This is a genomic window from Methyloligella solikamskensis, assembly GCF_042676065.1.
GTDB lineage: Bacteria > Pseudomonadota > Alphaproteobacteria > Rhizobiales > Methyloligellaceae > Methyloligella > Methyloligella solikamskensis.
This window is the reverse complement of record NZ_JBHTJO010000001.1, coordinates 448,965-475,887: the sequence shown is the minus strand read 5'-3', so window position 1 is coordinate 475,887 and position 26,923 is coordinate 448,965. Positions and strand designations below refer to the sequence as shown.

Genomic DNA, 26,923 nt, shown 5'->3' with positions numbered 1-26,923 from the left:
TGAGTCTTGGCCCGCCCAATGGTCTATCTGTGCGCCTTCGTTCTGGGCGTCGTCTTGATGGGATTCGAGATGATCGCCAGCCGCTACCTGGCGCCCTATTTCGGCACCGGCGTGAACACCTGGGCGGCTCTAATCGCCGTGGTGCTTCTCGCCATGACGATCGGCTACTTCATCGGCGGCTATCTCGTGGACCGCTACCCCACCTTGCGCCTGGCGGCCATCAGCGCGAGCCTCGCCGCGCTCTGGCTCCTGCTGGTGCCTATAGCGTCGGACCTGCTGCTGGAGAAGATCATGCTGGCCTTCGAGAGCGAGGTGACCGGCGTGATGGTGGCGTCTTGCGTGCTTCTCCTGGCGCCGATCACCTGCCTGGGGACCTTCTCGCCCATCGCCGTGCGTCTGATGATCCACGATATCGGCACAACGGGCAGCACCGCCGGCACCATCTACGGCGTCTCCACCTTCGGCAATATCGTGGGGACATTGGGGACGGCGCTCTACGTCATCCCCAATATCGGCTCCGACACCGCGACCTATGCCTTCGCGGCCATCGCCTTCGTCGCCGCGGGCCTCCTGTGGCTCTGCGCCGGAAGACTGCACGTGGAGAAGGCTGCCGGCTGGAGCAACTAGACGGCAGCCTCGTCCTCGACCACCGGCACGAAGCGGCCTGAGTCAGGCTCCAGCCCGACCAGCTTGCCTTCGGCGATGTCGAAATGCAGCCCGTGCAGGGAGACGAGGCCTTGCGCCTCGCGCTCCTTGAGCGCCGGGAAGCTGCGCAGCTTGGCAAGCGAAGACCGCACGCCGGCGAGCTCAAGAGCCATTTCCTCGCCATAGGTGGCGACGTCGGATTCGTTCAGCTCGATGCCTTCCAGAAGCGTCATCCAGCGTGAGATAAAGCTGTCGTCGCCGCCCAGGAAGCTCGGTCCGTCGGAGGCGATATTTTCGCCTTCGCGCATCTTCCGGAACGCCGAGATGCCGCCGCAATGGGAATGGCCGATGATGATGATGTGGGGCACCTTCAGGCCCAGCACGGCGAATTCGATGGCCGCAGACGTGCCGTGATAGAAGCCCTCCGGCTCGTAGGGCGGGACCAGATTGGCGACATTGCGCAGGATGAACAGCTCGCCTGGCTCCGCGTCGAAAATCTTGGAGACGTCGACCCGCGCATCGCAGCAGCCGATCACCAAAGCCGTGGGCGTTTGACCGAGCTCCGCGAGCTGCCGATAGCGGCCCCGTTCGGAAGCGTGGGTATCCCGCCGGAACCGGCGATGACCTTCAACGAGATCCTTTGGAAGCGGCACTGTCTTTCACCCTCCTTGTTGCTCCAATCCGCGCGAACATTTCCAGCCTGATACGTTTTTGTCCAGCCATTGGGATCACACGGCGCGCAGCTTCTGCTTGCCCGGCCTTGCCTCGGCTGGTCAAACTGTCGCACAACAATGGAAAACTAAAATCCTTTGGGGGGAAGCGAAATGGCGGAAAACGCCTCGAACTGGTTCAGCCGCGAACATATCGTTGCGAAGCCGGGCTTCAGCCGCTGGCTGGTGCCGCCGGCAGCACTCTGCGTGCATCTGTGCATCGGGCAGGTTTACGCCTTCAGCGTGTTTAACCTGCCGATGACCAAGCTGATCGGCATCACCGAATCCGCGCCTGACGACTGGAAGCTCACCGAGCTGGGCTGGATTTTCTCCATCGCCATCGTCTTTCTCGGGCTCGCCGCCGCCTTCACCGGCAGCTGGCTGGACCGCCAGGGACCGCGCAAGGCCATGTTTATCGCCGGCGTCCTGTTCGGCGGCGGCTTTCTGGTCTCCGCCCTCGGCGTCTATCTGCACCAGCTCTGGCTGATCTACCTCGGCTACGGCGTGCTTGGAGGCTGCGGTCTGGGCATCGGCTACATCTCGCCGGTGAAGACCCTCATGACCTGGTTCCCGGATCGCCCGGGCATGGCCACCGGCATGGCCATCATGGGCTTCGGCGGCGGCGCCATGATCGCCTCGCCCCTGTCCGTTTGGCTGATGAATTACTTCTCCACGCCGGATAGCGTGGGCGTCGCCCAGACATTCCTGACGCTGGGCATCATCTACATCATCTTCATGTTCGTGGGCGGCACCATCGTGCGCGTACCCGCTGAAGGCTGGAAGCCGGAAGGCTATACCGCGCCGGCCCAATCCAAGAAGATGGTCACCAATGCGAATGTCCATGTCGACACCGCGCTCAAGACCCCGCAATTCTATCTGCTGTGGGGCGTGCTCTGCCTGAACGTCACCGCCGGTATCGGCGTGCTCGGCCAGGCCTCCGCCATGAGCCAGGAGATGTTCCCCGGCATCACCGCAGCCGCAGCAGCAGGCTTCGTGGGCCTGCTCAGCCTGTTCAACATGCTGGGACGCTTCTTCTGGGCCTCGACGTCGGACTATATCGGCCGCCGCACGACCTACATGATCTTCTTCCTGCTCGGCATGGCCCTCTATGCCGCCGTGCCCTGGACCGGCGCGATCGGCAGTATGGCGCTCTTCGTCGCCTGCTATGCGGTGATCATCTCCATGTATGGCGGCGGCTTCGCCACCATCCCAGCCTATCTGAAGGATATCTTCGGCATCCGCTATGTCGGCGCCATTCACGGCCGGCTGCTCACCGCCTGGTCGGCGGCGGGCGTCTTCGGGCCTGTGCTGGTGAACTACATCCGCGAGTATCAGATCGAAAGCGGGGTGCCGAAGGCCGACGCCTACAACGTCACCATGTACATCATGGCGGGGCTGCTCTTCTTGGGCTTCCTCTGCAACCTCATGATGCGCCCGGTGCATGAGAAGTACCACGAGCAGCCAGAACCGGCGAAAGCCTGACCCGGAGGAACCCGATGACCGAACACACCGACATCTCCGGCCAGAACACCATCAAGCTGGTCCTGGCCTGGGCCTTTGTGGGGATCCCACTGGCCTGGGGCGTTCTGCAGACCCTGGCCAACGCCATGCAGCTCTTTCAGTGAGCTGCCGCGGCGGACAGGAAGGAGAACAGGCCGGGCGAGGGTGAACCCCGCTTAATCGGCCTGTCAGAATCTTTTCATGTCCACTTCATGCGGTACTCATTGTCGCACCCTACATTGAACCATGTCGGCAGGACGGATGTTTTGTCCGTCAGGCTCACAGAAACGCCAAAAGGAGACTGACCATGAAGACGTGGCTGAAACCCGAGATCACCGAGTCCGAAGCTGGTATGGAAGTGACTTCTTATCTTCCGGCTGAGCTGGACCGCGCGTAATCGCGTAAGCGAGAGAAGCGGAATTAAGGAGGGCGGCCCGCAAACGCGGCGTCGCCTTTCTTTTTGCCTGATCGCGAGAGAAACGCTGGACTTTCCAGCTGAAGCCACCTCATCGCGCCCGTGCTGCCGCGACTTCTCGGGCAAGGCTGATGAAGGCCTTGAACGCGGAGGAAGGATTGCGCCGCCCGGGATAGTAGAGGCAGAGCCCTGCGAATGGCGGCGTCCAGTCCTCCAGCACCCGCACGAGCCGATTGCCCTCGATGTCGTCCAGGACATCCTGCTCCATGAACAAGCCGAGTCCGATACCGCTCAAGACAGCCGCGCGGGCCAGGCTCGCCTCATCCAATGTGATCGGCCCGTCCACGTCGACCTGAACAACGTGCTCGTCCTTCTCGAAGCGCCACCGAAAAAGAGCACCGTTGGGCAGGCGAACTCGAATGCAGCGATGCTTGGCGAGGTCGGCTGGAGTGCGCGGCGTGCCGTGCTCCTCCAGATAAGCTGGGGAAGCGACGACGGCATATCGCTGCTGGCGGCCCAACGACACGGCGATCATGTCTTTCGGGACGAGGGCGGCGACCCGCACGCCGAGATCGAACCCCTCCGACACGATATCGATCATCCGGCCCTCGGTGACGAGGTCGATATGCACCTGGGGATAGCGCTTGAGATACTCGATCACGAGCGGATCCGATATCTCTCGCGCCGCCGTCGGAAAGGTGTTGATACGGAGCGTGCCAGACGGCGTGGATTGCTGCGACCGCACGGCGTCCATGGCGTCGTGGATATCCTGCAGCGCCGGGCGGACGTGGCCGACGAACTCCCGCCCCGCGTCGGTCAGCGAAACGCTGCGGGTCGTGCGGTTGAACAATCGAACGCCCAGGTTCGATTCAAGCTTTGCGATCGCGTTGCTGAGGGCGGTCGTCGAGATGCCGAGATCGAGCGCCGCGGCGCGGAACGAGTTGCGCCGCGCAATCGCGATGACCGCATCGAGTTCCTTGAGCCCTGGGCGAGACATTGTCCTGGTTTTCGCAATTTATCGTCCCGAAATATCCCGCTTATCGAGATGGCTGTCCATGGCTAGATGGGGACGAGTGCAGCAACGAAGATGAGGACGCTCCCATGGATTTGCCCCCGCCAATCCAGACCTATCTTGACGCGGACAAGAAGAATGACGGCGAGGCCTTGATCCAGGCCTTCGCCGCAGACGCTGTCGTGCGCGACGAAGGTCAGACCCATGTCGGCCGCGACGCTATCGAAAAATGGTGGCGTGGAGCGAAAGCACAGTACCATCACGCCGTCGAGCCGCTCGACGCCGTTCAGAACGGCGATGCCGTGAACGTCCGCGCCAAAGTAACAGGCGAATTTCCTGGCAGTCCCGCAGTGCTCGTCTTTGCATTCCGGCATCGCACCGGAGAGATCACGCATCTCGATATCGGTGCATGACCTGTTTTAGAGGCGGACAGACAAGGAGGAAAAGATGAGACTTCTTTTGGCGAGCGCCATCGTTCTGGCATTTACGGCTTCGGCCCAGGCCGATAGCGCTCTGTCGATTGAGCGCATGGCAACCGACCAGGCGCAGAACTTCGAGCTTGGCAGCATCGACTGGAAGGACGAGGCCCTGCTTCCGAAAGGGGCCAAGAGCGCACTCCTGATCGGCGATCCGAGCAAGCCGGGCGTCTTCTTGGCGTATCTCAAATTTCCGCCGAACTACGAGATCCCCGCACACACCCACCCGTTCACCGAGGTCGTCACGGTGCTCAAGGGCACGGTTTGGAACGGCCATGGGGAGAAGCTCGACCGCAGCAAGGGCGATGAGCTCGATGTCGGCGCCAGCTTCACCCTGCCGGCCGAGCACGCCCATTACCTCTGGAACGAGGAGGAAACCGTGGTCTTGCTGACCGCGACCGGCCCCTGGAACATCAAGTACACCAATCCGGATGACGATCCACGCGGAAAGGACTAGGCACCGTGCGCTGTCGGAGCCGGAAGGCGGGTCTTGGCTTTTTGGCAGTTTTCCTAAGCGAAATAGCCCATAGCCCCCTCGACGCGCTTTCATTTTCCGTTAATGTGCGAGTCATGCGGTACTCATCTGAGGCTGCTATATCTACAATCAGAATTGGAAAGAGGAGATGTCCCAATGAAGACGTGGCTGAAACCCGAGATCACTGAGTCCGAAGCTGGTATGGAAGTGACTTCCTATCTTCCGGCTGAGCTGGACCGCGCTTAATCGCTTAGCGATACAAAGCGAATTCTAGAAAAAGGCGGTGCCTCGCGATTGCAGGCGCCGCCTTTTTTGTTGCGCGCTTCTTCCGCAATCCGAAACGCTGTCGCCTCGAACCGCTCCAAACCCCATTTTTGGATATTTTTACGTTTTCGGGCCGATTTGGCCCTAAAACTCCGTATTTTCCGGTCAAAAAAACCGATTTTCATCTCATTTTCATCTGAGATTCAGGCAAACGTAATCTGGCCTCCCCACATCTATTAGGAACGCGAAAGGAGGACGCTATGAAACAGTGGCTGAAACCTGAGATCACTGAGTCCGATGCCGGTATGGAAGTGACCACGTATCTTCCGGCCGAGCTGGACCGCGCTTAATCAAGCGCAGATCAGTTAGATCAGTATAGAAAAAGGCGGCGCCCAGCGAGATGCGGGCGCCGCTTTTTTTGTGCGCTAACGGGGTGTCACAGCCTGAAACGCGGGGATGACAGCGCCGACCCGCGCCGATATGGTCGCGCCGTTTCAGGGCAGGCCTACGCTTGGCCCAGTTTCCTCAATTCACAGCGAATTCCCGGACCGCATGACCAAAAATCCCGCCGCAGGCAATTTTTTCGAAGATTTCGAGCTCGGTCAAACCATCGTCCACGCCACGCCACGCACCGTGACCGTCGGCGATGTCAGCACCTTCACCGCGCTTTACGGCCCCCGCTTCGCCGTCCAATCCTCCGACAAGTTCGCCCAGGATATCGGCTATCCGGTCGCGCCGATCCCGGACGATCTCGTCTTCCATATCGTCATCGGCAAAACGGTTCCGGACGTCTCCCGCAACGCCATCGCCAATCTCGGCTATGCGGAGTTCCGCTTCCTGAAGCCCGTCTATCCGGGCGACACCCTCGCCGCCACCTCCGAGGTGATCGGCATCAAGCAGAACTCGTCCGGCAAGAACGGCGTCGTCTACGTGCGCACCACCGGCACCAACCAGGCCGGCGAGACCGTGCTGCAATTCGCCCGCTGGGTGATGGTCAACAAGCGGGATCTCGATGCCCCGGCGCCCGAAACCGTGATTCCCGAGCTTGAGAAGAGCGTCGAAGCCGACACCTTGGGCGATGCGCTCCCGTCGCTCGACATGAACCACTACGATTTCGATCTCGCCGGCTCGCCCTTGCGCTGGGGCGACTACGAGATCGGCCAGAAGATCAACCATTTCGACGGCCAGACCATTGAGGAGGCCGAGCACCAGATGGCCACCCGCCTGTTCCAGAACACCGCGCGGGTGCATTTCAATCAGCATATCGAAGGCCAGGGCCGCTTCGGCCGCCGCCTCGTCTATGGCGGCCACATCATCTCCATCGCCCGGAACCTTCAGTTCAACGGCCTGTCCAACGCCTTCCACTGGGCGGCCCTGAACGGCGCGGCCCATGTCGCCCCGTCCTTCGCCGGCGACACGATCTACGCCTGGAGCGAGATCCTGGATAAGGCGGAGCTCGACGGCCGCGACGATCTCGGTGCCCTGCGCGTCCGCCTCTTCGGCGTGAAGGATTGCGATCCGGCCGATTTCCCCGGGGTCAAAGAAGACGGCAAATACGAAGATTCGGTCGTTCTCGATTTCGATTGCTGGCTAATTCTGCCGCGCTAACCACGACCGCGGCGATTTTGACTAGCCGCAAACAATCGGACAACTCGCGCGTTAGGCCCATATGTGAACTGGAGCCGGCAATTGACGCCGGCCGTGTCTCTAACCGTTTGGGAGATTTTTATGCCTGGATATTCCATCAAACGCGCCGCAACGCTGCTCGCCTTCGGCACCGCGCTCGTTGCGGCGCCTGCGGCGGCTTCCGCCGCATCGGCGACCCTGAAGGACACCGACGGCAAGGAGATCGGCACCGTCGAGCTGAAGGATATGGCCGCCGACGGCACCTTGCTGAGCGTCGAGATCACCGACCTGTCGGCCGGGACCCACGCGTTCCATATTCATGAGACCGGCAAATGCGAGCCGCCTTTCAAGTCCGCCGGCGGGCACTTCAATCCGGACGACGATACCCACGGTTACATGACCGAGGACGGGCCCCATGCAGGCGACATGCCCAACATCACCGTACCGGACTCCGGCAAGCTGACCTTCGAGGTTTACAACTCCGAAGTCAGCGTGACCGAGGACGAGGGCCTGTTGGAAGACACCGAAGGCTATCTCTTCGACGATGACGGCTCGGCCATCGTGATCCACGACGGCGCCGACGATTATAAGAGCCAGCCCTCGGGCGACGCGGGCAACCGGATCGCTTGCGGCGTGATCGAGAAGTAGGAACGCCGGCTCGCAAGGCAATTTGCGAAAGCCCCGGCTTCATGGCCGGGGCTTTTTCGTGTCTAGCGCGAGACCTTTGCCGCTACCACGTGGCGCAGAGCAGCATGATTGCCGCACTGCGAAGCGTGCGATAAGACTGAGTCTCTGGGAAATTCAAAATTTGAGCATATGAGCGACGGCAGGACAGAGATAGAGCGGCCGCTATCGCCGCATCTTCAGGTTTACCGGCCGATGCTCACCATGATGATGTCCATGGCCCACCGGGTTTCCGGCGCGGCTTTGGCGGTGGGCTTTGCCCTGCTCGCCTGGTGGCTCATCGCGGTGAGCACGGGACCGCAGGCCTATGCGACGGTGAACGCCTTTTACGGCAGCATCCCGGGCCAGATCCTGCTGTTCCTGTTCACCTGGGCGCTGATCCACCACATGCTGGGCGGCGTACGTCATTTGATCTGGGACACGCTCCATATGCTGGACAAGCCCAGCATCGAATTTCTCGCCTGGGCGACCATCGTCGGCTCCACGGTGCTCAATCTGGCGCTTTGGATCTGCGGCGTCTGGCTGAAAGGATCGTTCTAGAAGATGCCAACCCCGCTAGCGCAAGCCCGCGGACTGGGCGCGGCCCACAAGGGCCCGGAGACTTTTTGGCGCCAGCGCCTCACGGCGGTGGCCAACATTCCGCTCGTCCTGTTCCTAATCTTCTCGATCCTGCTCCATATCGGCAGCCCCTACGAGGAGGTGCGGGCCTATCTCGCCAACCCCATCGTGGCCGTGCTGATGCTGGGCCTCATGCTCTCCGCAACGCTCCATTTACGCATTGGGCTCAAGGAGATCGTAGAAGACTATATTCATGGCGACTGGATCCGCATGACCATGCTGTTCCTGACCGGCTTCTTCGCCATCGGCGTCGGCCTGGCTTCGGCCCTCGCCATCATCAAGATCAGCCTGGGGAGCTAACCGTATGAACGACCAGAGCCCCAACGCGCCTTCCGTGAACGGCCGCGCCTATCCCCTCGTCGACCACAAATACGATGTGGTGGTGATCGGCGCCGGCGGCGCGGGTCTGCGCGCCGTGGTCGGCTGCTCCGAAGCCGGCCTGCGCACCGCCTGTATCACCAAGGTCTTCCCGACCCGCTCTCACACCGTGGCCGCCCAAGGGGGCATCGCCGCGTCTCTGGGCAACATGCACGAGGACGACTGGCGCTGGCACATGTACGACACGGTGAAGGGGTCGGACTGGCTCGGCGACCAGGACGCCATCGAATACCTCTGCAAGCATGCGCCCCAGGCCGTCTATGAGCTCGAGCATTGGGGCATGCCGTTCTCCCGCACCGATAACGGCACCATCCTGCAGCGCGCCTTCGGCGGCATGAGCATAGATTTCGGCAAAGGCCAGGCCATGCGCACCTGCGCGGCGGCCGACCGCACCGGCCACGCCATGCTGCACACCATGTATGGCCAGGCCCTGCGCCACTCGGCGGATTTCTTCATCGAGTATTTCGCCATCGACCTGATCATGGACGACGAGGGTGTCTGCCGCGGCGTGGTGGCCCTCGACCTCCAGGACGGCACCTTGCACCGCTATCAGGCCAAGCAGGTGATTCTGGCGACCGGCGGCTATGGACGCGCCTTCTTCTCCTGCACCTCGGCTCATATCTGCACCGGCGACGGCAATGCCATGGTGCTGCGCGCCGGCCTGCCGCTTCAGGACATGGAGTTCGTCCAGTTCCACCCGACCGGCGTCTATGGCGCGGGCGTGCTGATCACCGAGGGTGCCCGCGGCGAGGGCGGCTTCCTCACCAATGGCGAGGGCGAGCGCTTCATGGAGCGCTATGCGCCGACCGCCAAGGACCTCGCGTCCCGCGACGTGGTCTCCCGCGCCATCACCATCGAGATCCGCGAGGGCCGCGGGGGCGGGCCCAACAAGGAGCACGTGTTCCTCAATCTGAGTCATCTGGAGCCCAAGATGCTGGCCGAGCGCCTGCCCGGCATCTCCGAATCCGCCCGCATCTTCTCCGGCGTCGATGTGACCCGCGAGCCGATTCCGGTGCTCCCGACGGTCCACTACAACATGGGCGGCATCCCCACGAACATGTTCGGCGAGGTGATCCGCCCCACCGAGGACGATCCGGATGCCCTGATGCCGGGGCTGATGGCCGTGGGCGAGGCCGCTTGCACGTCGGTGCATGGCGCCAACCGCCTCGGCTCCAACTCGCTCATCGACCTGGTGGTGTTCGGCCGGGCCGCGGCCCAGCGCTGTGCGGAGCTCGCCGGCGACGGCGCCTCCATGCCGGACCTTCCGAAGGATGCGGGCCAAAACGCCATCGAGCGCCTCGACCGGCTTCGCTACGCCGACGGCGACATCCCGACCGCCCAGCTCCGCCTCAAGATGCAGAAGACCATGCAGAACGACTGCGCCGTCTTCCGCACCGAGGAGACGCTCCAGCAGGGCGTCGACGGCATCAAAGAGATCTGGGAAGAGGCCAAGAACGTGAAGGTCACCGACCGGTCCCTGGTCTGGAACACCGATCTCATCGAGACCCTGGAGTTCGACAACCTCGTCTGCCAGGCCGCCGTCACCGTGAACGGCGCGCTGAACCGAGAGGAAAGCCGTGGGGCGCATGCCCGCGAGGACTACCCCAAGCGCGACGACGAGAATTGGATGAAGCACACGCTTGCCTGGGGCGACTTTGAAACGCACGAGGTGAAGCTCGGCTATCGCCCGGTGCACAGCTACACTCTGTCCAACGAGATCGCTTATATCGAGCCCAAAGAGCGGGTCTACTAATGGTCCAGCTGACGCTTCCCAAGAACTCCAAGATCAAGAAGGGCAAGGCCTGGAATCCGCCGCCCAAGGACGCCGAAGAGGGCCGCTGGCGCGAATACAAGGTCTATCGCTACGATCCCGACACCGAAGAAAACCCGCGCGTCGACACCTATTGGGTGGACACGCACGATTGCGGGCCGATGGTTCTCGACGCCCTGCTCTGGATCAAAAACAACGTCGATTCCACTCTGACCTTCCGCCGCTCCTGCCGTGAGGGCGTGTGCGGCTCATGCTCCATGAATATCGACGGCACCAACACTCTTGCCTGCACCATGCATGCGGACGATGCGCGCCATAACCTGATCGCCGTCTATCCCCTGCCCCACATGCCGGTAGTGAAGGACCTGGTGCCGGATCTGACCCATTTCTACGCCCAGCACCGCTCCGTGGAGCCCTGGCTCCAGACCGACAGCCCGACGCCGGGCAAGGAATGGACCCAGAGCCGCGAGGAGCGCGAGGAACTCGACGGACTCTACGAGTGCATCCTGTGCGCCTGCTGCACCACGTCCTGCCCGTCCTATTGGTGGAACGGCGACAAATATCTCGGCCCCGCCACGCTGCTCCAGGCCTATCGCTGGATCAACGACAGCCGGGACGAGCATACCGGCGAGCGCCTGGACGATCTGGAAGATCCGTTCAAGCTCTATCGCTGCCGGACGATCCTGAACTGCACCAAGTCCTGCCCCAAGGGCCTGAACCCGGCCAAATCCATCGCCTCGATCCGGGCGCTGATGGTGGAGCGGGGAGAGTAGCGTTTAAGCGCCAGAGCAGCGCGGCAGGCTGAAGGTGCAGCTCGGCAGGTTCGGCTTTTTCTTGCCGTTCTCCGTATAGGGGCTTTCCACGTCCTTCGGCGCGTAGCTGATCTCTTGCAGCCGGTCGCCGCTGAACATCATGCTGGCGGAACAGCTCCAGTCCTTCGGCGTGCCGCCCGGCACCGGACCGGCCCCGCTATAGCGATAAATCAGGATCTCGCCCCCGGGCTTCGAAATGCTGCTATGGGGCTCGCCCGCGCAGGAGACGATCTGCGCCTTCGTGCGGCCGATATAGGGTTTGGTGAGATCCGGTGCCGTGAGCCGCTCGTAGGAATCAAGCGGATGGGTGCAGCCGGCAAGGCTGACAGCGCCGGCCAAAGCGGCCCCGAAGGCCAAAATGCAAGGCTTGGTCGTCATGGCGGCCCTTCTCTCAACCCATCGCGCCGAAATCGTGGCCGTGCAAAGGCACCGGCCGCGACACGATGGCCGGACGGATACGCTCTCAGTTGGGCATCAAACGCCGTCTCGCCAAATCGCATATGAGGAGGCTATCCTACGCCCATGTCCGAAGCTGCACCAAACGCCAAACCCGATCGCATCGTCTCGCTGATCGCATCTGCCACGGAGATTATCTGCGCGCTCGGCGCCCGCGACCGTCTCGTCGGCCGCTCCCATGAATGCGATTACCCGGAAGACGTGCTTCAGCTCCCCCAGCTCACCGAGGCCAAATTCCCCATCGACGGCACCAGCTACGATATCGACCAGCGGGTGAAGGCCATCGTCCAGGAGGGCCTGTCCGTCTACCGCGTCGACGCCGACGCTCTGGAGAAGCTCGATCCCGACGTGATCGTGACCCAGGACCATTGCGAGGTCTGCGCCGTCAGCCTCTCCGATGTCGAGGACGCCGTCTGCCAATTCGCCAAGCAGGGCGCCGAGGTGGTCTCGCTCCACCCCGACAGCCTCGACGACATCTGGTCGGATATCCGAAAGGTGGCCAAGGCCATCGGCGATGTCGACGCTGGCGAGCGGCTTATCGAAAACGCCAGGGATCGCATGACATGGCTTTCCGGACTCACCGCCAAGGCGGAAGCCACGCCGCACGTCGCCATGATCGAATGGGTCGATCCCCTCATGGGCGGCGGCAACTGGATGCCCGAGCTGGTCGAGATGGCGAACGGCATCGATTTTCTCGCCAAGCCGGGCGAGCCATCTCCCTGGGTCGAGTGGGACGATATCGTGAAGCAGGACCCGGACGTGATCTTCGTCCACCCTTGCGGCTTCGATATCGAACGCACCCTGGAGGAAATGCCGAGCCTGGAGCAGCGTCCCGGCTGGCACGATTTGAAGGCCGTCCGCGAGAACAAGGTCTTCGTCGCCGACGGCAACCAGTATTTCAACCGCCCCGGGCCGCGCGTGGTGGAAAGCCTGCAGATCCTGGCGGAGATCCTCCACCCCGATCTTTTCCCGCCGAGCTTCGAAGGCAAGGGCTGGGTCCACTATTCCGGAAGCCCCGTCCAGACTGCAAGCTCAGCCGCATGAGGACGCTCCTCCTCCGCACCACGCTTCCGGCCCTCGCCCTGCTTGCGGCGAGTCTCTGCGTCACAGGGCCGGCTTTCGCGCGCGATATGAAGTCCGGCGAAGGTGCTTCCGCCTATGAGCAGAGCACGACGGCCGAAGACCTGCTGACCGAGGATCTGGCGAGCGATCCGGACGAAGAGGTGAAGGCCCAGCTTTACACGATCCCAGCCCAAACCACGCTCCCCTGGCACATCCACCCGGATGCCCAGGAGATCGTCTATGTGGTCGATGGCCCCTTCACCGTGGAGGTTGAGACCGAAGGCAAAGCCACCGAGAGGACTGAACTGAAGACCGGCGACGTCTTCCATCTCGATCCCAACGCCGTCCATCGTGGGCTAAACGAGCACGCCATCGATGCGGCCAAGCTCTACGTCATCCGCATCAAGCCCAAGGATGCGCCCCTGGTGGAAGAGGTGGACCGGTAGCGGCAGCGCACCTGCTCCGTCATCCTGGAGGTGGCATGGACGCCCTTCGAGGCACGCCTTTGGCGTGCACCTCAGGATGACGTCCATGCACGGCGTCGCCGTACTCTTCGGCCCGCGTCCATGCCTCGAAGGAGACGGCCACCGGAGCAGTTGTCCCGGCGGCCCACCTAATCCAGGACTACTTGTTCACCTCAATGGGCGGGGGATTCCATTCTCCCGTCAAAGCGGCGGAATCCGGCGCGTAGAGCCGCATCGTGAGCGTGAACGGCGCTTTGGGCGCCGGAAGCCAGTTCGCCTCCATCTCGCCGTCGGGCTTTTCTTTCTGAATCAGCAGGTCGAGCGAGCCGTCGGCATTCTTCTTCATGTCCATCCAGCTGCTCAAAGCAAACCGGTTGAGGCTGTTGGGCACCGGGAAGCCCTGGTCGTCATAGAGCGTGACCGACCAGAACGCTTCCACCGGCGGAAGCTCTCCCTTCGGGAAATGGATGCGATAGTTGTTCTTGCTTCCGTCCAGGGAGTTGCCGTCCTTGTCGCCGAGGCTCAACGGATAGATGGCATCCTGCGGCACGTTCGCGCCGAGCCCCTGCTGGGTCATGATCGCGCGCTTCAGATAGTAGTTGCCGTAGACACCCACAGTATCGGTGTTCATCGACCAGTTGTTGGCGACCCGACCAATGGTCGGGAACTTCCAAGCCATCAGAGCCTGAGCGTCTTTCGGCGCATCTTTCAGCCCGGCCTGAACCGCTTCCGGCGCGCTCTCCAGGTCGAAGCTCTTGCCAGGCTCGATGCCGATCCGCTTCATGCGGGCGATGATCGGCTGGTCGGTGAAGTGGGGCGGGTGCTCCTTCAGAAGCTCCGCGGCATAGGAAAAGTACTTATCGGCCTCCATGGAATCGATCTGGAGCTTCGGCGGCGTCTTCGAATCGTACGACGGATCGCGCTTCCAGTCCGGCGCCGGCACGTCCTTACCCCAATCGGCAAGCGGCGTGATCTTGTATCCGGCCTGGATCTTATGCACCGCGGGATAGTCGGCAGGCCCGTCGGTCTTGGTGCGTCCGATCACCCAAAGCCAGGGGGTCGAGGCGGTGATCCGCTGCGTCCCCTCCGGCAACCCCAATTCCTTGGCAAAGTCGTCCTTCAGCTCCGGCCGCCAATCGGGCGGCGTGATCAGGAAGGTTCCAGCCTTCGTTCCGGTCGTGCGCGCGCCGGGGGAAGCGATCACGTCGGTCCACATATCCAGCATCGGCAGCAGATAGTAGCGCCCGTCCGTATCCGGCACGGAGATCACCACGGGCCCATCGGTCAGGTCGAGCCAGGCGGAGGAGTAGAGCGTATCGAAATTAGCCCGCACCACTTGGCGCATATCGGCGGGCGGGAAGGCCGGCATATTGAAGAACTTGTTCGGCGGGCCGCTGAGTCCCTCGTCGGGCGGCAGGTTCAGCGACTGCAGCCGCGTCAGGTCCATGGTGATCAGCGGATAGAAATAGAGATAGGCGTCGACCCCGATCTGATGGGCCTCTTCCTTGGTAATCTTGGATGGCTCTGAGAGGGCTGCGCCGGAGAACCCGGCCAGGACCGCAATCAGACCCAATGCAAAAATAGCGCGTTTCATAATATGTACTCCGTTGCACCGGCCTGAAGGCCGGCGGCTAGAATCCATCGGAACGAGGATCTGTCGCTCGGGCCCACGACGGGCAACCCAGCAATGATGGGCTGAGCATCCCGCAACGTGGCGGGCGGACGTCTCGTCCCAGTCCACCGTGCGACCTCTTTTGGGGGATTTTCGGGCGGCCGGAGGACGCCGGCATCGTGGAATTCGGAACGTATCGCGCCGAGGTTGCGGACTTGCTACTGCGAATTGCAGGCCACGCGGTTCTGCGTGGTCGTGTCCCGTTGCGCTTGAGAAGTCCTTAGCCTCCTGTTGCCATAGTGGCGCCAGGAGGGCTGTCGCCGGGGGACGAGACACAGATCATGACCGTGAAAAAGAACTACGAAGCCCTGGTGGAAAGCGGCGAGATCGATTTCGATCCCGCGCAGGAGAAGGCCGCGAGCGCCCTGCAATCCTTGCAGGAGCGGCTAAAGAGCCGGCCGGAGCCCGGACTGATCGACCGCCTCAATCCCTTCGCCAAAAAGCCCGACCCCATCCCCGGCCTTTACATCTGGGGACCGGTCGGCCGCGGCAAGACCATGCTCATGAACCTCTTCTTCCAGACCGTGAAGAGCAAGCAGAAGCGGAGGGTGCATTTTCAAGAATTCATGAGCGAGGCCCACGACGCCATCGAGGAAGCCCGCAAGCGCACCGAGCAGCAGGCCGTCCGCGCCGCCGCAACCGAGCTCGCCCAGGACCTCACCCTGCTATGCCTCGACGAGCTGGAGATCACCGATATCGCCGACGCCATGGTGGTGGGCCGCCTTTTCCGGACGCTCTTCGAAAAGGACGTCACCATCGTCGCCACCTCCAACACGCCGCCCAAGGACCTCTACAAGGGCGGCCTGAACCGCCAGCTCTTCCTGCCCTTCATCGACCTCATCCAGAAGCGTATGGAGGTGCAGGCGCTGGAATCGGAGAAGGACTACCGGCTGGAGCGCCTGGCGGGCGCCGACCTCTATCTGACGCCGGTGGACGACGCTGCCAAAGCCTCCCTCGATCAAAGCTGGCAGAAGCTGACCGGCCGCGAGGACGGCGAAGAGGAGACCCTGACCGTGAAGGGCCGCCATATCCGAGTGCCCAAGGCCGCCCTGGGCGTGGCCCGCTTCCCCTTCGGCGATCTTTGCGAAAAGCCGCTGGGGCCTCAGGACTATCAGCGCATCGCCCACAGCTATCACACGGTCATCGTGGACGGCATTCCAGTGCTGGGGCCGGAGCAGCAGAACGTGGCCCGCCGCCTCACCACCCTGGTGGATGCGCTTTACGACAACGGCGTCGGCCTCATCGCCTCCGCCGAAGCCAGCCCCGACGATCTCTACCAGGGCCACAATCCGGACGGCTTCGCCCGCACCGCCTCACGCCTCATGGAGATGCGCTCCGTCGACTATCTGAAGCAGCGCCACGCCGAGCTGGAAGCGAAAACCACCGAGGATCAGCCCGCGGAAAACGGCTGAAACCCGGGCAGTCGACGGTCCGCGCCCCTCCGATACTCCCAAGAGTTGCTATCGCACGGCACTCGATTAAACTGGCCCGCTGTCACGTGTTTTGGGGGGTCATATGCCACGTAGTCGGATTGCGCTCATCGGGTCTGGACAGATCGGTGGGACGCTGGCGCATCTTTCAGCCATCAAGGAACTCGGCGAGGTCGTTCTTTTCGACGTGGTCGAAGGCGTGCCGCAAGGCAAGGCGCTCGATATCGCCGAATCCTCGCCCGTCGAGGGCTATGGCTCCAAGCTCGTCGGCGCCAATGAATACGCCGCCATCGAGGGCGCCGATGTGGTGATCGTCACCGCCGGCGTACCGCGCAAGCCCGGCATGAGCCGCGACGATCTCCTGGAGATCAATCTCAAGGTCATGGAGCAGGTGGGCGCAGGGCTTCGCAAATACGCGCCCGACGCCTTCGTCATCTGCGTCACCAATCCGCTCGATGCCATGGTCTGGGCGCTTCAGACAGCCTCCGGCCTGCCCCATCACAAGGTGGTCGGCATGGCCGGCGTGCTCGATGCCGCCCGCTTCCGCTATTTCCTCTCCGAGGAGTTCGACGTCTCGGTGAAGGACGTCACCGCGCTGGTTCTTGGCGGCCACGGCGACACCATGGTGCCGCTCACCCGCTATTCCACCATCGGCGGCATCCCGCTGCCCGATCTGGTGAAGATGCGCTGGATCACCCAGAAGCGCCTGGACGAGATCGTTCAGCGCACCCGCGACGGCGGGGCGGAGATCGTCGGCCTGCTCAAGACCGGCTCCGCCTTCTATGCGCCCGCCGTCTCGGCGCTCTCCATGGCCGAATCCTACCTGAAGGACCAGAAGCGCATGCTGCCTTGCGCCGCCTATCTGAACGGCGAGTACGGCATCAAGGGGCTCTATGCGGGCGTTCCGGCGGTCATCAGCGCCAAGGGTATCGACCGCATCGTCGAGCTGGATCTCACGAGCGCCGAGAAGAGTGAGTTCACGAAATCCGTGGACTCGGTCAAAACCCTGGTCGAGGCGTGTCAAAAGATCGCCCCGAACCTCGGCAAATCGTAAGAGCCTCGGAAAGTCTCAGAAAGCGCGATAAGTCTTAAGCGACGAGCCCGGCGCCGAGAGGCAAGCTTCTGTCATCGCGAGCGCGTAGCCTTGCGGTTGCTCATCGTCGATGCCAGAAACCGGTGCCAATAAGAAACCAACTGCCAGCGAGTAGCCCGCCCCGATGAATCTGCACGAATATCAGGCCAAGGCGCTGTTGAAGGAATTCGGCGCTCCCACCGCAAACGGCCATGTCGCCACCACGCCGGAAGAAGCCGCCGAGGCGGTGAAGCATCTTGAGACCGACACCTATGTGGTGAAGGCCCAGATCCATGCCGGCGGCCGCGGCAAGGGCGGCGGCGTGAAGCTGGTCAAGACCGTCGACGAGATCAAAGCGGAAGCCGACCGCATGCTGGGCATGACCCTGGTCACCCCCCAGACCGGTCCCGAAGGCCGGCTGGTCCGCAAGATCTATGTCGAGGAAGGCTCGCCCATCGCCCGCGAGCTCTATCTCTCCATGCTGGTGGACCGGGCCGACGGGCGCGTCGCCTTCGTCGCCTCCACCGAAGGCGGCATGGATATCGAGACTGTCGCCGCCGAGACGCCAGAGAAGATCCTGACCTTCAGCGTCGACCCAGCGAGCGGACTTCAGCCCTTCCATGGCCGAAAGGTGGCCAAGGCCCTCAAGCTCGAAGGCGATCTCGCCAAGCAGTGCGGCAAGCTGATCGGTGCACTGTACAAGCTGTTCCTGGCGAAGGATTGCAGCCTCATCGAGATCAATCCGCTGGTGGTCACCGAGGACGACCAGCTCCGCTGTCTCGACGCCAAGATGAGCTTCGACGACAACGCGCTCTTCCGCCACAAGGACATCGCCGAGCTGCGCGACATCCACGAGGAGGACCCGGCCGAGGTCGAAGCCTCCAAATACGATCTCTCCTACGTGAAGCTCGACGGCGATATTGGCTGCATGGTGAACGGCGCCGGCCTGGCCATGTCCACCATGGACATCATCAAGCTCTACGGCCGCGAGCCCGCCAACTTCCTCGATGTCGGCGGCGGCGCCACCAAGGAGAAGGTGACCGAGGCCTTCAAGATCATCCTCTCCGACGAGAACGTGAAGGGCATCCTGGTCAATATCTTCGGCGGCATCATGCGCTGCGACGTCATCGCCGAGGGCATCATCGCCGCGGCGAAGGAGACCAACATCGCCGTGCCCCTGGTCGTCCGTCTGGAAGGCACCAATGTCGAGAAGGGCAAGGAGCTGCTTGCAGGCTCCGGCCTCGACATCATCGCCGCCGATGACCTGGAAGACGCCGCCAAGAAGATCGTCGCCGCCGTGGAGGGCAAATGAGCGCTGCGCTCGCCAGGACATCCGCGACTGAGACATCCGCGACTGACGAGGGCGTGCGCGCCGCGCCGCCGGCGACCCGCGCCTGCCCCCATTGCTGCACCCAGGCGTTCGAGCCCCTGGAGGCCTATTCCGCCCCGCCCTGGGCGGTCGTGGAATGCGTCGATTGCGGCTTCGTCTATCTGAAGAACCCGCCGGATTACGAGGCTCTCTCCAAGGACTACGCCTGGGAGAAGACGCGCGCGGCGGAGAAAAAGCGCCGCAAGACCCAAAGCCCGGCGCTGATGTGGTTGGATCGCGCCACCCGCTGGCGCCTCTCCCTGATGCGGAAGAACCTGCTCGACTACATCGCCGGCCGCTATCCCGGCGGCCATGTGCTGGACGTGGGCTGCGGCGAAGGCCGGCGCCTGCCTGACACGTTCGTGCCGTTCGGCATCGAGATTTCCGAAGGGCTCGCGGCGGAAGCCGACAAGCGCATGCGCGCCCGCGGCGGCTATGCCGTCCATGCGCCTGCTGTCGAAGGCGTAAAGCAGTTTCCGGACGAGCATTTCGAGGCGATCCTGCTGCGCTCCTTCCTGGAGCACGAGAAGCAGCCCAAGGCGCTGCTGCAGGAGGCCGTTCGCGTTCTAAAGCCCGAAGGCGCGATCTTCATCCGCGTGCCGAACTTCGCCAGCGTGAACCGCCATCTGCGTGGCGGCAAATGGTGCGGTTTCCGGCACCCCGACCACGTGAACTATTTCACGCCTACCTCGCTCAAGGCCATGGCGGCCGATTGCGGGCTCAAGATGACCCTGCTCAATCCAATCCGCCTGCCTCTGGACGACAACATCAACGCGATCCTCGAACGGGATCCCAACATCAAAAAAGCTGCTGCATGAGCGTTCTCGTCGACAAATCCACCCGCGTTATCTGCCAGGGCCTCACCGGCGCCCAGGGCACCTTCCACACCGAGCAGGCCATCGAATACGGGACCAAGATGGTCGGCGGCGTAACCCCCGGCAAAGGCGGCACGACCCATGTCGGCCTGCCCGTCTTCGACACCGTCCAGGAGGCTGTCGCCGAGACCGGCGCCAACGCGTCCGTGATCTACGTGCCGCCGCCTTTCGCGGCCGACGCGATCCTCGAGGCCATCGACGCCGAGGTCCCGCTCATCGTCTGCATCACCGAAGGCATCCCGGTGCTCGACATGGTGAAGGTGAAGCGCGCGCTCTGCGGCACCAAATCCCGCCTCATCGGACCCAACTGCCCGGGCGTCATCACCCCGGACCAGTGCAAGATCGGCATCATGCCCGGCCACATCCATCGCCCCGGTAAGGTGGGCATAGTGTCGCGGTCTGGCACCCTCACCTACGAGGCGGTGGCCCAGACCACGGCGGCCGGCCTCGGCCAGTCGACCTGCATTGGCATCGGCGGCGATCCCGTAAATGGTACGAACTTCATCGACTGCCTGGAGCTCTTCCTGGAGGATGAGGCCACCGAAGCCATTATCATGATTGGCGAAATCGGCGGATCTGCTGAGGAAGAGGCCGCGGCCTATCTCGCCGAGGCGAAGACCAAGAAGCCGACCGTCGGCTTCATCGCCGGCGCCTCCGCACCGCCCGGCCGCCGTATGGGTCACGCCGGCGCGGTGATCTCCGGCGGCAAGGGTGCGGCCAAGGACAAGGTCGCCGCCATGGAGGCGGCAGGAATTACCGTGTCTGAATCGCCTGCGGCCCTTGGAAGCACCCTCTTGAAGGTATTAAATGGTGCATGAGCTAACATAACTGTGCAGTGCACAATCGTGCCTGCAGCCGGACAGCACCTCCGGCGAGGTAAGGTCGATGACCAGGCAACCATCGAACGACGTTTTCGCCCGTACGTCGTTCCTCCATGGCGCGAATGCCGCCTATATGGAGCAGCTCTATGCGCGCTACATGCGCGATCCGAGCGCCGTTGATCCAGAGTGGCGGCAATTCTTCGAGACCCTCGGCGACGAGGCCGATGCCGTTCTGCGCGAGGCCGAAGGCCCGTCCTGGGGCCTGAGCAACGACGAGGGCTTCCCCGATAGCGTCGTCGCGGAGCTGCGCGAAGCGCCCGCCCCGCCTCTTCCCTCCGACGAATCGGCCACCGCAGCGGCAAACGACACCCTGCGTGCCGCCCAGCTCATCCGCTCCTATCGTCAGCGCGGCCATCTCGTCGCCGATCTCGACCCGATCCAGCTCACCAAGCGGAAACAGCATCCAGAGCTCAAGCCTGCCACCTACGGCTTCACGGAAGCCGATTACGACCGGCCGATCTTCCTAGGCGGGCTCCTCGGACTCAAGACCGGCACGCTCCGCCAGATCCTCGGCATCCTGAAGCAGTGCTACTGCCAGCATATCGGCGCCGAATACATGCACATCTCCGATCCCCAGCAGCGCCGCTGGATCCAGGAGCGCATGGAGGTCGAGCACGAGCAGTACAAATTCACCGAGAAGGGCAAGAACGCCATTCTCAGCAAGCTGATCCAGGCGGAGAGCTTCGAGCGCTTCCTGGACGTGAAATACACCGGCACCAAGCGCTTCGGCCTCGACGGCGGCGAGAGCATGGTTCCGGCGCTCGAGCAGATCATCAAGCGCGGCGGTCAGCTCGGGCTGGAGCAAATCGTCATCGGCATGCCCCATCGCGGCCGGCTGAACGTGCTCTCCAACGTCATGAGCAAGCCCTTCCGGGCGATCTTCAACGAGTTCAAGGGCGGCTCCGCCCACCCGGACGAGGTGGAGGGCTCCGGCGACGTGAAATATCATCTCGGCACGTCGTCCGACCGCACCTTCGACGGCAACCAAGTTCACCTGTCGCTCACCGCAAACCCGTCTCATCTGGAGATCGTCGATCCCGTGGTGCTGGGCAAGGTGCGTGCCAAGCAGGACCAGCTCGGCGACAAGGAGCGCCGCAAGGTGCTTCCCTTGCTGCTCCACGGCGATGCCGCCTTCGCCGGCCAGGGCGTTGTGGCGGAATGCTTCGGCCTGTCGGGCCTGCGCGGCCACCGCACCGGCGGCTCGATCCATTTCATCGTCAACAATCAGATCGGCTTCACGACGGCGCCGCGCTTCGCCCGCTCATCGCCCTACCCGTCCGACGTCGCCAAGATGATCGACGCGCCGATCTTCCACGTGAACGGCGACGACCCCGAAGCGGTCGTCTACGTCACCAAGCTCGCCATCGAGTTCCGCCAGCTCTTCGGCAAGCCCGTGGTGATCGACATGTTCTGCTATCGCCGCCACGGCCATAACGAGGGCGACGAGCCGGCCTTCACCCAGCCTCTGATGTATCAGCGCATCCGCAAGCATCCGCGGGTCATGGAGGTGTACGGCCAGCAGCTCGTCGACGAAGGTCTCCTGACCGCCAAGCAGGTGGAGGACATCAAGGAGGAGTTCCGCAATACCCTCGAAGAGGAGTTCGAGGCCGCCGACAGCTACCGCCCCAACCGCGCCGACTGGCTGGACGGCAAATGGTCCGGCATCAGCCTGGCGGAGGAAGGCGCGCGCCGCGGCACCTCAGGAGTCGATCTCGATGTCCTGCGCGAGGTCGGCGAGAAGCTCTCATCCTATCCGGCCAGCTTCCACCCCCACAAGACCATCGCCCGCATCCTCGAAGGGCGCCGCAAGATGGTGGAGGAGGGCGACAAGATCGATTGGGCCATGGCCGAGGCGCTCGCCTTCGGCACCCTGCTCCTGGAGGGCTACCGGGTCCGGCTCTCCGGCCAGGACGTGGAGCGCGGCACCTTCTCCCAGCGCCATTCGGTGCTCATGGACCAGCAGAACGAGAAGAAATACACACCCCTGAAGCACCTCTCGAAAGAGCAAGGCACCTTCGAGGTGATCAACTCCATGCTGTCGGAAGAGGCGGTGCTCGGCTTCGAATACGGCTACAGCCTCGCCGAGCCCAACGCGCTAGTACTTTGGGAGGCCCAGTTCGGCGATTTCGTCAACGGCGCCCAGGTCGTGATCGACCAGTTCATCTCATCCGGCGAGCGGAAATGGCTGCGCATGTCGGGCCTCGTCATGCTGCTGCCCCATGGCTACGAGGGCCAGGGGCCGGAGCATTCCTCCGCCCGGCTTGAGCGCTTCCTGCAAAGCAGCGCAGACGACAACTGGCAGATCTGTAACTGCACGACGCCTGCCAACTATTTCCACGTCCTACGCCGCCAGCTCCATCGCCAGTTCCGCAAGCCTTTGGTGCTGATGACGCCGAAATCGCTCCTCCGCCACAAGCGGGCGATCTCGAAGATCGAGGATTTCGGGCCGGATTCGACCTTCCACCGGGTGCTTTGGGACGATGCCGAGAGCGGCAAGGACGAGGAGATGACCCTGGTGCCGGACGATCAGATCCGCCGCGTCGTGCTCTGCTCCGGCAAGGTCTACTACAATCTCTATGAGGAGCGGGCGAAGCGCGATATCCACGACATCTACCTGCTGCGCATCGAGCAGCTCTACCCCGTACCGGCCCGCGCCCTTCTGCAGGAGCTTTCACGCTTCCGCCAAGCAGAGATGGTTTGGTGTCAGGAGGAGCCGCGCAACATGGGCGCCTGGAGCTTCATGGAGCCCAATCTGGAATGGGTGCTGAAGCATCTGGAGGCCAAGCACACGCGGCCCCGCTATGCCGGCCGGCCGGCATCGGCGGCAACCGCCACGGGGCTCATGAGCAAGCATATGAACGAGCTTGAGACACTGCTGGACGAGGCGCTGAGCTGACGGAGGTCCGGCAGCATCACAAGATTGAAGCGGCACAAGAAAGAGAACGGGACAAGGCCATGGCCACAGAAATCCGCGTACCGACACTGGGCGAAAGCGTCGTCGAGGCGACGGTCGGACAATGGTTCAAATCGGCGGGCGAGGCGGTGAAGGCCGACGAGCCGCTGGTGGAGCTGGAGACCGACAAGGTCACCGTGGAGGTGCCCGCACCGTCCGCCGGCGTGCTGTCCGAGATTGCCGCCAATCCCGGCGACACGGTCGAGGTCGGCGCTGTTCTCGGCTCCATCGGGGAAGGCGAAGGCGCTGCCCCCGCCGAGACCAAGAGTGAGAGCAAGGGGAACGGCAAGGACCAGCCGGCCCCAGCGCCCGAGCCAGCGCCTGAGAAGGCAGCCAAGCAGGAGGAGGCTCCCCTTAAGCGAGAGCCCGCCCCCCGCGAGGAAGCCGCCAACAGCAACGTTCAGCAAGCCCCGGCCACGGACATGCCGCCATCGCCCGCTGCCCGCAAAGCCATGGCCGAAGCGGGGCTCCAGCCCAACGAAGTTCAGGGAACGGGCCGCCGCGGCCAGGTTCTCAAAGAGGATGTGGCCCGCGCCAAGGTCGGCGGTGCGCCGTCAGGCAATGGGGCCGGCGGTGACGCTGTCGCGGAGATTCTGGCTCGCGAACGGACCAAGGAAGCGCCCCCGCCCCGCCAGCCATCGCCCCTGGACGATGCCGAGCGCGAAGAGCGCGTGCCCATGACACGCCTGCGCCAGACCATCGCCAAGCGCCTGAAGAGCGCTCAGGATACCGCCGCCATGCTCACCACGTTCAACGACGTGGACATGGGCGAGGTCATGGCCCTGCGGTCCGAATACAAGGACGCGTTTCAGAAGAAATACGGCGTGAAGCTCGGCTTCATGGGCTTCTTCGTGAAGGCCTGCTGCCACGCCCTGAAGGAGGTGCCCGAGGTCAATGCGGAGATCGACGGGACCGACATCGTCTACAAGAATTACTACCATATCGGTGTCGCCGTCGGCACCGATAAGGGCCTCGTCGTGCCCGTCGTGCGCGATGCCGATCAGCTGAGCCTCGCCGATGTCGAGAAGACCATCGGCGCCTTCGGCAAGCGCGCCCGGGAAGGCAAGCTCTCCATGGAAGACATGCAGGGCGGCACCTTCACCATCTCCAATGGCGGCGTCTACGGCTCCATGCTCTCCACGCCAATCCTGAACGCGCCTCAGTCGGGGATCTTGGGGATGCACCGCATCGAGCAGCGCCCCGTGGTGCGCGATGGCGATATCGTCGCCCGCCCGATGATGTATCTTGCGCTCTCCTACGACCATCGCGTCGTCGACGGCCAAGGCGCCGTCACCTTCCTGGTGAAGGTCAAGGAAGCGATCGAGAACCCGGCCCGGCTCCTGCTCGGGCTCTAAGTCTGGAGTCCTTTTTTGCGAGAACAACCGAACCTGCCGCCGCTATATCCGCATCTGTGCGTTCTGGGCGGGCTCGACGCCATTGCCTTCTACGAAAAGGCCTTCGATGCAGAATGCGTCGTAAAGCTCGTGGACGAGGGCGGCAGTCGGGTCCGTTTTGCGCAGTTGGAAATCTTCGGCGGACAATTCACGATCCACGATGAGGTCCCGGAGTGCAACGGCGCGGTGTTTTCACCGGAGGAATGGCCGACCAGCGTGGCCCTCACCATCACACTTTCCACACCCGACGCAGTGACCGATGCTATGCGGCGGGCAGTCGAAAGCGGCGCCGAAGTGGTTTTCGAAACCCAGGACCTGCTGGAATGGTGCGTGCGCCATGGGCGCGTCCGCGACCCATTCGGCCATGTTTGGGCCTTCCAGGCTTTCTTGCCCTGTAACTGAGCTTGCCCTGCAACTGAGAAAGACGAGACCGAGGACGGAACCATGGCTTACGACCTCATCGTGATCGGCACCGGCCCCGGCGGCTATGTCTGCGCCATCCGCGCCGCCCAGCTCGGGCTGAAGACCGCCGTGGTGGAGAAGCGCGCCACCCATGGCGGCACCTGCCTCAATGTCGGCTGCATCCCGTCCAAGGCGATGCTCCATGCCAGCGAGGCTTTCGCGGAAGCGGCCGACGGGTTCGGCGTGATGGGCGTAAAGGTGAAGCCGGAGCTCGACCTCAAGACCATGCTCAAATTCAAGGATGACGGCGTCGCCGGCAACGTCCAGGGCGTCGAGTTTCTGCTCAAGAAGAACAAGGTCGATGCCTTCCACGGCACGGGCAAGATCCTCGGCGAAGGCAAGGTCGAAGTGACGTCCGACGACGGCAAGAAAGAGACCTTGGAGACCAAGAACATCGTCATCGCCACGGGCTCGGAGGTCGCCAAGATCCCCGGCGTGGATATCGACGAAGAGGTGATCGTCTCCTCCACCGGCGCGCTTGAGCTACCCAAGGTGCCGAAAAAGCTGGTGGTGATCGGCGGCGGCTATATCGGTCTGGAGCTCGGCTCCGTCTGGCGGCGGCTCGGCTCCGAGGTCACGGTCGTGGAGATGCTCGACCGCATCACCCCCGGCCTCGACGGCGAGGTTGGCAAGCAGTTCATGAAAATCCTGAAAAAGCAGGGCATGGAATTCAAGCTCTCCACCAAGGTCGTCTCCATCGAGAAGACCGCCAAGGGCGCCAAGGTCACCGTCGAACCGGCCGAAGGTGGAAAGCAGGAGACCATCGATTGCGATGTCGTGCTCGTCTCCATCGGCCGCATCCCCAACACGGAAGGCTTGGGCGGGGAGGATGTCGGCATCGCGACCGACAAGCGCGGCCGCATCAAAATCGACGATCATTACCGCACCGACCTTCCTGGAGCTTACGCCATCGGCGATGTCATCAAGGGCCCCATGCTCGCCCATAAAGCGGAGGACGAAGGTGTCGCCGTTGCCGAGATCATCGCCGGCCAGGCGGGGCATGTGAATTACGATGTGATCCCGAGCGTGGTCTACACCGAGCCGGAGGTCGCCGCCGTCGGCAAGACGGAAGAGCAGCTGAAGGATGAAGGGATCGAGTACACCGTCGGCAAGTTCCCCTTCATGGCCAATGGCCGCGCCAAGGTGAACCGCACCACAGACGGTTTCGTGAAGGTGCTGGCCGACAAGGAAACCGACCGGGTGCTCGGCGTGCACATCTTAGGACCCGATGCGGGCAACATGATCGCGGAAGCGGCGGTCCTCATGGAGTTCGGCGGTTCGGCGGAAGACCTGGCCCGTACCTGCCACCCCCACCCGACCCTCAGCGAGGCCATCAAAGAAGCGGCCATGGCCGCCGACGGACGTGCTATTCATATGTGAGCCATGGACACTATCGAGGAAAACTACCTTCGGTCGAATCTCCAGCACCGGCACCAGCGCCTCTGCT

General features: G+C 63.1%; 30 protein-coding genes. 25 read left to right on the top strand and 5 right to left on the bottom strand.

Annotated elements, in window-relative coordinates:
• The first annotated feature begins 6 nt into the window (after positions 1-6).
• Positions 7-627 carry a fused MFS/spermidine synthase gene (locus ACFQ2F_RS02340; protein WP_379085131.1) on the top strand — a complete coding sequence of 207 codons (621 nt, stop codon included), beginning with the start codon at positions 7-9 and terminating at the stop codon, positions 625-627.
• Here the strand turns inward: ACFQ2F_RS02340 and ACFQ2F_RS02335 are convergent.
• Entirely contained in the window at positions 624-1,298 is a 675-nt protein-coding gene (locus ACFQ2F_RS02335; RefSeq protein WP_379085128.1) for a carbonic anhydrase, read from the bottom strand. The two genes, ACFQ2F_RS02340 and ACFQ2F_RS02335, sit on opposite strands and share 4 nt — an antisense overlap.
• A gap of 171 nt (positions 1,299-1,469) precedes the next feature.
• Here ACFQ2F_RS02335 and ACFQ2F_RS02330 point away from each other — a divergent pair, with 171 nt between their 5' ends.
• The 3 genes from ACFQ2F_RS02330 (at position 1,470) to pqqA (ACFQ2F_RS02320) (ending at position 3,252) form a co-directional block, all read left to right on the top strand.
• Complete coding sequence (locus tag ACFQ2F_RS02330) at positions 1,470-2,837, top strand: L-lactate MFS transporter (RefSeq protein ID WP_379085125.1); 1,368 nt, start codon at positions 1,470-1,472, stop codon at positions 2,835-2,837.
• A 14-nt stretch (positions 2,838-2,851) separates the two neighbouring features.
• Entirely contained in the window at positions 2,852-2,980 is a 129-nt protein-coding gene (locus ACFQ2F_RS02325) for an MFS transporter small subunit (protein WP_379085122.1), read from the top strand.
• A 182-nt stretch (positions 2,981-3,162) separates the two neighbouring features.
• Positions 3,163-3,252, top strand: a complete 90-nt coding sequence (pqqA, locus tag ACFQ2F_RS02320; RefSeq protein ID WP_069094653.1) for a pyrroloquinoline quinone precursor peptide PqqA — start codon at positions 3,163-3,165, stop codon at positions 3,250-3,252.
• Positions 3,253-3,361: 109 nt separating this feature from the next.
• On the opposite strand, the gene ACFQ2F_RS02315 is transcribed toward pqqA (ACFQ2F_RS02320), so the two are convergent.
• Positions 3,362-4,267, bottom strand: coding sequence for a LysR family transcriptional regulator (locus tag ACFQ2F_RS02315; RefSeq protein WP_379085119.1), 906 nt, complete (start codon positions 4,265-4,267; stop codon positions 3,362-3,364).
• 104 nt (positions 4,268-4,371) lie between these two features.
• On the opposite strand from ACFQ2F_RS02315, the gene ACFQ2F_RS02310 reads away from it, so the two are divergent.
• The 3 genes from ACFQ2F_RS02310 (at position 4,372) to pqqA (ACFQ2F_RS02300) (ending at position 5,479) form a co-directional block, all read left to right on the top strand.
• Positions 4,372-4,695 (top strand): nuclear transport factor 2 family protein, encoded by a 324-nt coding sequence (locus ACFQ2F_RS02310; protein WP_379085117.1) that lies wholly within the window; start codon positions 4,372-4,374, stop codon positions 4,693-4,695.
• 34 nt (positions 4,696-4,729) lie between these two features.
• Complete coding sequence (locus ACFQ2F_RS02305; RefSeq protein WP_379085114.1) at positions 4,730-5,215, top strand: cupin domain-containing protein; 486 nt, start codon at positions 4,730-4,732, stop codon at positions 5,213-5,215.
• A gap of 102 nt (positions 5,216-5,317) precedes the next feature.
• Positions 5,318-5,479, top strand: coding sequence for a pyrroloquinoline quinone precursor peptide PqqA (gene pqqA / locus ACFQ2F_RS02300; protein ID WP_379085112.1), 162 nt, complete (start codon positions 5,318-5,320; stop codon positions 5,477-5,479).
• Here the strand turns inward: pqqA (ACFQ2F_RS02300) and ACFQ2F_RS02295 are convergent.
• A complete protein-coding gene (locus ACFQ2F_RS02295) occupies positions 5,476-5,682 on the bottom strand; it encodes a hypothetical protein (RefSeq protein WP_379085109.1) in 207 nt (68 codons plus the stop codon). The genes pqqA (ACFQ2F_RS02300) and ACFQ2F_RS02295 overlap by 4 nt on opposite strands.
• Positions 5,683-5,757: 75 nt before the next feature.
• Between ACFQ2F_RS02295 and pqqA (ACFQ2F_RS02290) the strand changes: the two genes are divergently transcribed.
• The 7 genes from pqqA (ACFQ2F_RS02290) to ACFQ2F_RS02260 all read left to right on the top strand — a co-directional run bounded on the left by pqqA (ACFQ2F_RS02290) (position 5,758) and on the right by ACFQ2F_RS02260 (position 11,347).
• Positions 5,758-5,847, top strand: a complete 90-nt coding sequence (gene pqqA, locus ACFQ2F_RS02290) for a pyrroloquinoline quinone precursor peptide PqqA (RefSeq protein WP_379085106.1) — start codon at positions 5,758-5,760, stop codon at positions 5,845-5,847.
• A 202-nt stretch (positions 5,848-6,049) separates the two neighbouring features.
• Positions 6,050-7,105, top strand: coding sequence for a MaoC family dehydratase (locus tag ACFQ2F_RS02285; RefSeq protein ID WP_379085103.1), 1,056 nt, complete (start codon positions 6,050-6,052; stop codon positions 7,103-7,105).
• A gap of 120 nt (positions 7,106-7,225) precedes the next feature.
• Entirely contained in the window at positions 7,226-7,771 is a 546-nt protein-coding gene (locus ACFQ2F_RS02280; RefSeq protein ID WP_379085100.1) for a superoxide dismutase family protein, read from the top strand.
• Positions 7,772-7,939: 168 nt separating this feature from the next.
• The gene (sdhC, locus tag ACFQ2F_RS02275; RefSeq protein WP_379085097.1) at positions 7,940-8,347 is read left to right on the top strand and encodes a succinate dehydrogenase, cytochrome b556 subunit; all 408 of its coding nucleotides are present in this window, start codon (positions 7,940-7,942) and stop codon (positions 8,345-8,347) included.
• Between the two features lie 3 nt (positions 8,348-8,350).
• The gene (gene sdhD, locus ACFQ2F_RS02270; RefSeq protein ID WP_379085094.1) at positions 8,351-8,725 is read left to right on the top strand and encodes a succinate dehydrogenase, hydrophobic membrane anchor protein; all 375 of its coding nucleotides are present in this window, start codon (positions 8,351-8,353) and stop codon (positions 8,723-8,725) included.
• Positions 8,726-8,729: 4 nt separating this feature from the next.
• On the top strand, positions 8,730-10,556 hold the full coding sequence (gene sdhA / locus ACFQ2F_RS02265) for a succinate dehydrogenase flavoprotein subunit (protein WP_379085091.1): 1,827 nt from the start codon (positions 8,730-8,732) through the stop codon (positions 10,554-10,556).
• The gene (locus ACFQ2F_RS02260) at positions 10,556-11,347 is read left to right on the top strand and encodes a succinate dehydrogenase iron-sulfur subunit (protein WP_379085088.1); all 792 of its coding nucleotides are present in this window, start codon (positions 10,556-10,558) and stop codon (positions 11,345-11,347) included. Before sdhA ends, ACFQ2F_RS02260 begins: the two co-directional genes overlap by 1 nt.
• 3 nt (positions 11,348-11,350) lie before the next feature.
• Here the strand turns inward: ACFQ2F_RS02260 and ACFQ2F_RS02255 are convergent, their stop codons facing one another.
• Entirely contained in the window at positions 11,351-11,764 is a 414-nt protein-coding gene (locus ACFQ2F_RS02255; RefSeq protein WP_379085085.1) for a hypothetical protein, read from the bottom strand.
• 144 nt (positions 11,765-11,908) lie between these two features.
• Between ACFQ2F_RS02255 and ACFQ2F_RS02250 the strand changes: the two genes are divergently transcribed.
• Both ACFQ2F_RS02250 and ACFQ2F_RS02245 read left to right on the top strand, forming a co-directional pair.
• Positions 11,909-12,886 carry a cobalamin-binding protein gene (locus ACFQ2F_RS02250; protein ID WP_379085082.1) on the top strand — a complete coding sequence of 326 codons (978 nt, stop codon included), beginning with the start codon at positions 11,909-11,911 and terminating at the stop codon, positions 12,884-12,886.
• A complete protein-coding gene (locus ACFQ2F_RS02245; RefSeq protein WP_379085079.1) occupies positions 12,883-13,350 on the top strand; it encodes a cupin domain-containing protein in 468 nt (155 codons plus the stop codon). Before ACFQ2F_RS02250 ends, ACFQ2F_RS02245 begins: the two co-directional genes overlap by 4 nt.
• Before the next feature lie 178 nt (positions 13,351-13,528).
• Here ACFQ2F_RS02245 and ACFQ2F_RS02240 read toward each other — a convergent pair whose 3' ends face one another.
• A complete protein-coding gene (locus ACFQ2F_RS02240; RefSeq protein ID WP_379085076.1) occupies positions 13,529-14,962 on the bottom strand; it encodes a DUF1254 domain-containing protein in 1,434 nt (477 codons plus the stop codon).
• A gap of 359 nt (positions 14,963-15,321) precedes the next feature.
• Between ACFQ2F_RS02240 and zapE the strand changes: the two genes are divergently transcribed.
• From zapE to lpdA, 9 genes are all read left to right on the top strand, one after another.
• On the top strand, positions 15,322-16,452 hold the full coding sequence (zapE, locus tag ACFQ2F_RS02235; protein WP_379085074.1) for a cell division protein ZapE: 1,131 nt from the start codon (positions 15,322-15,324) through the stop codon (positions 16,450-16,452).
• A 103-nt stretch (positions 16,453-16,555) separates the two neighbouring features.
• Entirely contained in the window at positions 16,556-17,524 is a 969-nt protein-coding gene (mdh, locus tag ACFQ2F_RS02230; RefSeq protein ID WP_379085071.1) for a malate dehydrogenase, read from the top strand.
• 163 nt (positions 17,525-17,687) lie between these two features.
• Entirely contained in the window at positions 17,688-18,854 is a 1,167-nt protein-coding gene (gene sucC, locus ACFQ2F_RS02225; protein ID WP_379085069.1) for an ADP-forming succinate--CoA ligase subunit beta, read from the top strand.
• Positions 18,851-19,729, top strand: a complete 879-nt coding sequence (locus ACFQ2F_RS02220; protein ID WP_379085065.1) for a class I SAM-dependent methyltransferase — start codon at positions 18,851-18,853, stop codon at positions 19,727-19,729. Before sucC ends, ACFQ2F_RS02220 begins: the two co-directional genes overlap by 4 nt.
• Entirely contained in the window at positions 19,726-20,604 is an 879-nt protein-coding gene (gene sucD, locus ACFQ2F_RS02215; RefSeq protein ID WP_379085062.1) for a succinate--CoA ligase subunit alpha, read from the top strand. Before ACFQ2F_RS02220 ends, sucD begins: the two co-directional genes overlap by 4 nt.
• A 67-nt stretch (positions 20,605-20,671) precedes the next feature.
• Positions 20,672-23,563, top strand: a complete 2,892-nt coding sequence (locus ACFQ2F_RS02210) for a 2-oxoglutarate dehydrogenase E1 component (protein ID WP_379085059.1) — start codon at positions 20,672-20,674, stop codon at positions 23,561-23,563.
• A 59-nt stretch (positions 23,564-23,622) separates the two neighbouring features.
• Entirely contained in the window at positions 23,623-24,975 is a 1,353-nt protein-coding gene (gene odhB / locus ACFQ2F_RS02205) for a 2-oxoglutarate dehydrogenase complex dihydrolipoyllysine-residue succinyltransferase (RefSeq protein WP_379085056.1), read from the top strand.
• 15 nt (positions 24,976-24,990) lie between these two features.
• Positions 24,991-25,416, top strand: coding sequence for a VOC family protein (locus ACFQ2F_RS02200; RefSeq protein ID WP_379085053.1), 426 nt, complete (start codon positions 24,991-24,993; stop codon positions 25,414-25,416).
• Between the two features lie 42 nt (positions 25,417-25,458).
• Complete coding sequence (lpdA, locus tag ACFQ2F_RS02195; protein WP_379085051.1) at positions 25,459-26,856, top strand: dihydrolipoyl dehydrogenase; 1,398 nt, start codon at positions 25,459-25,461, stop codon at positions 26,854-26,856.
• Positions 26,857-26,923 lie beyond the last annotated feature (67 nt).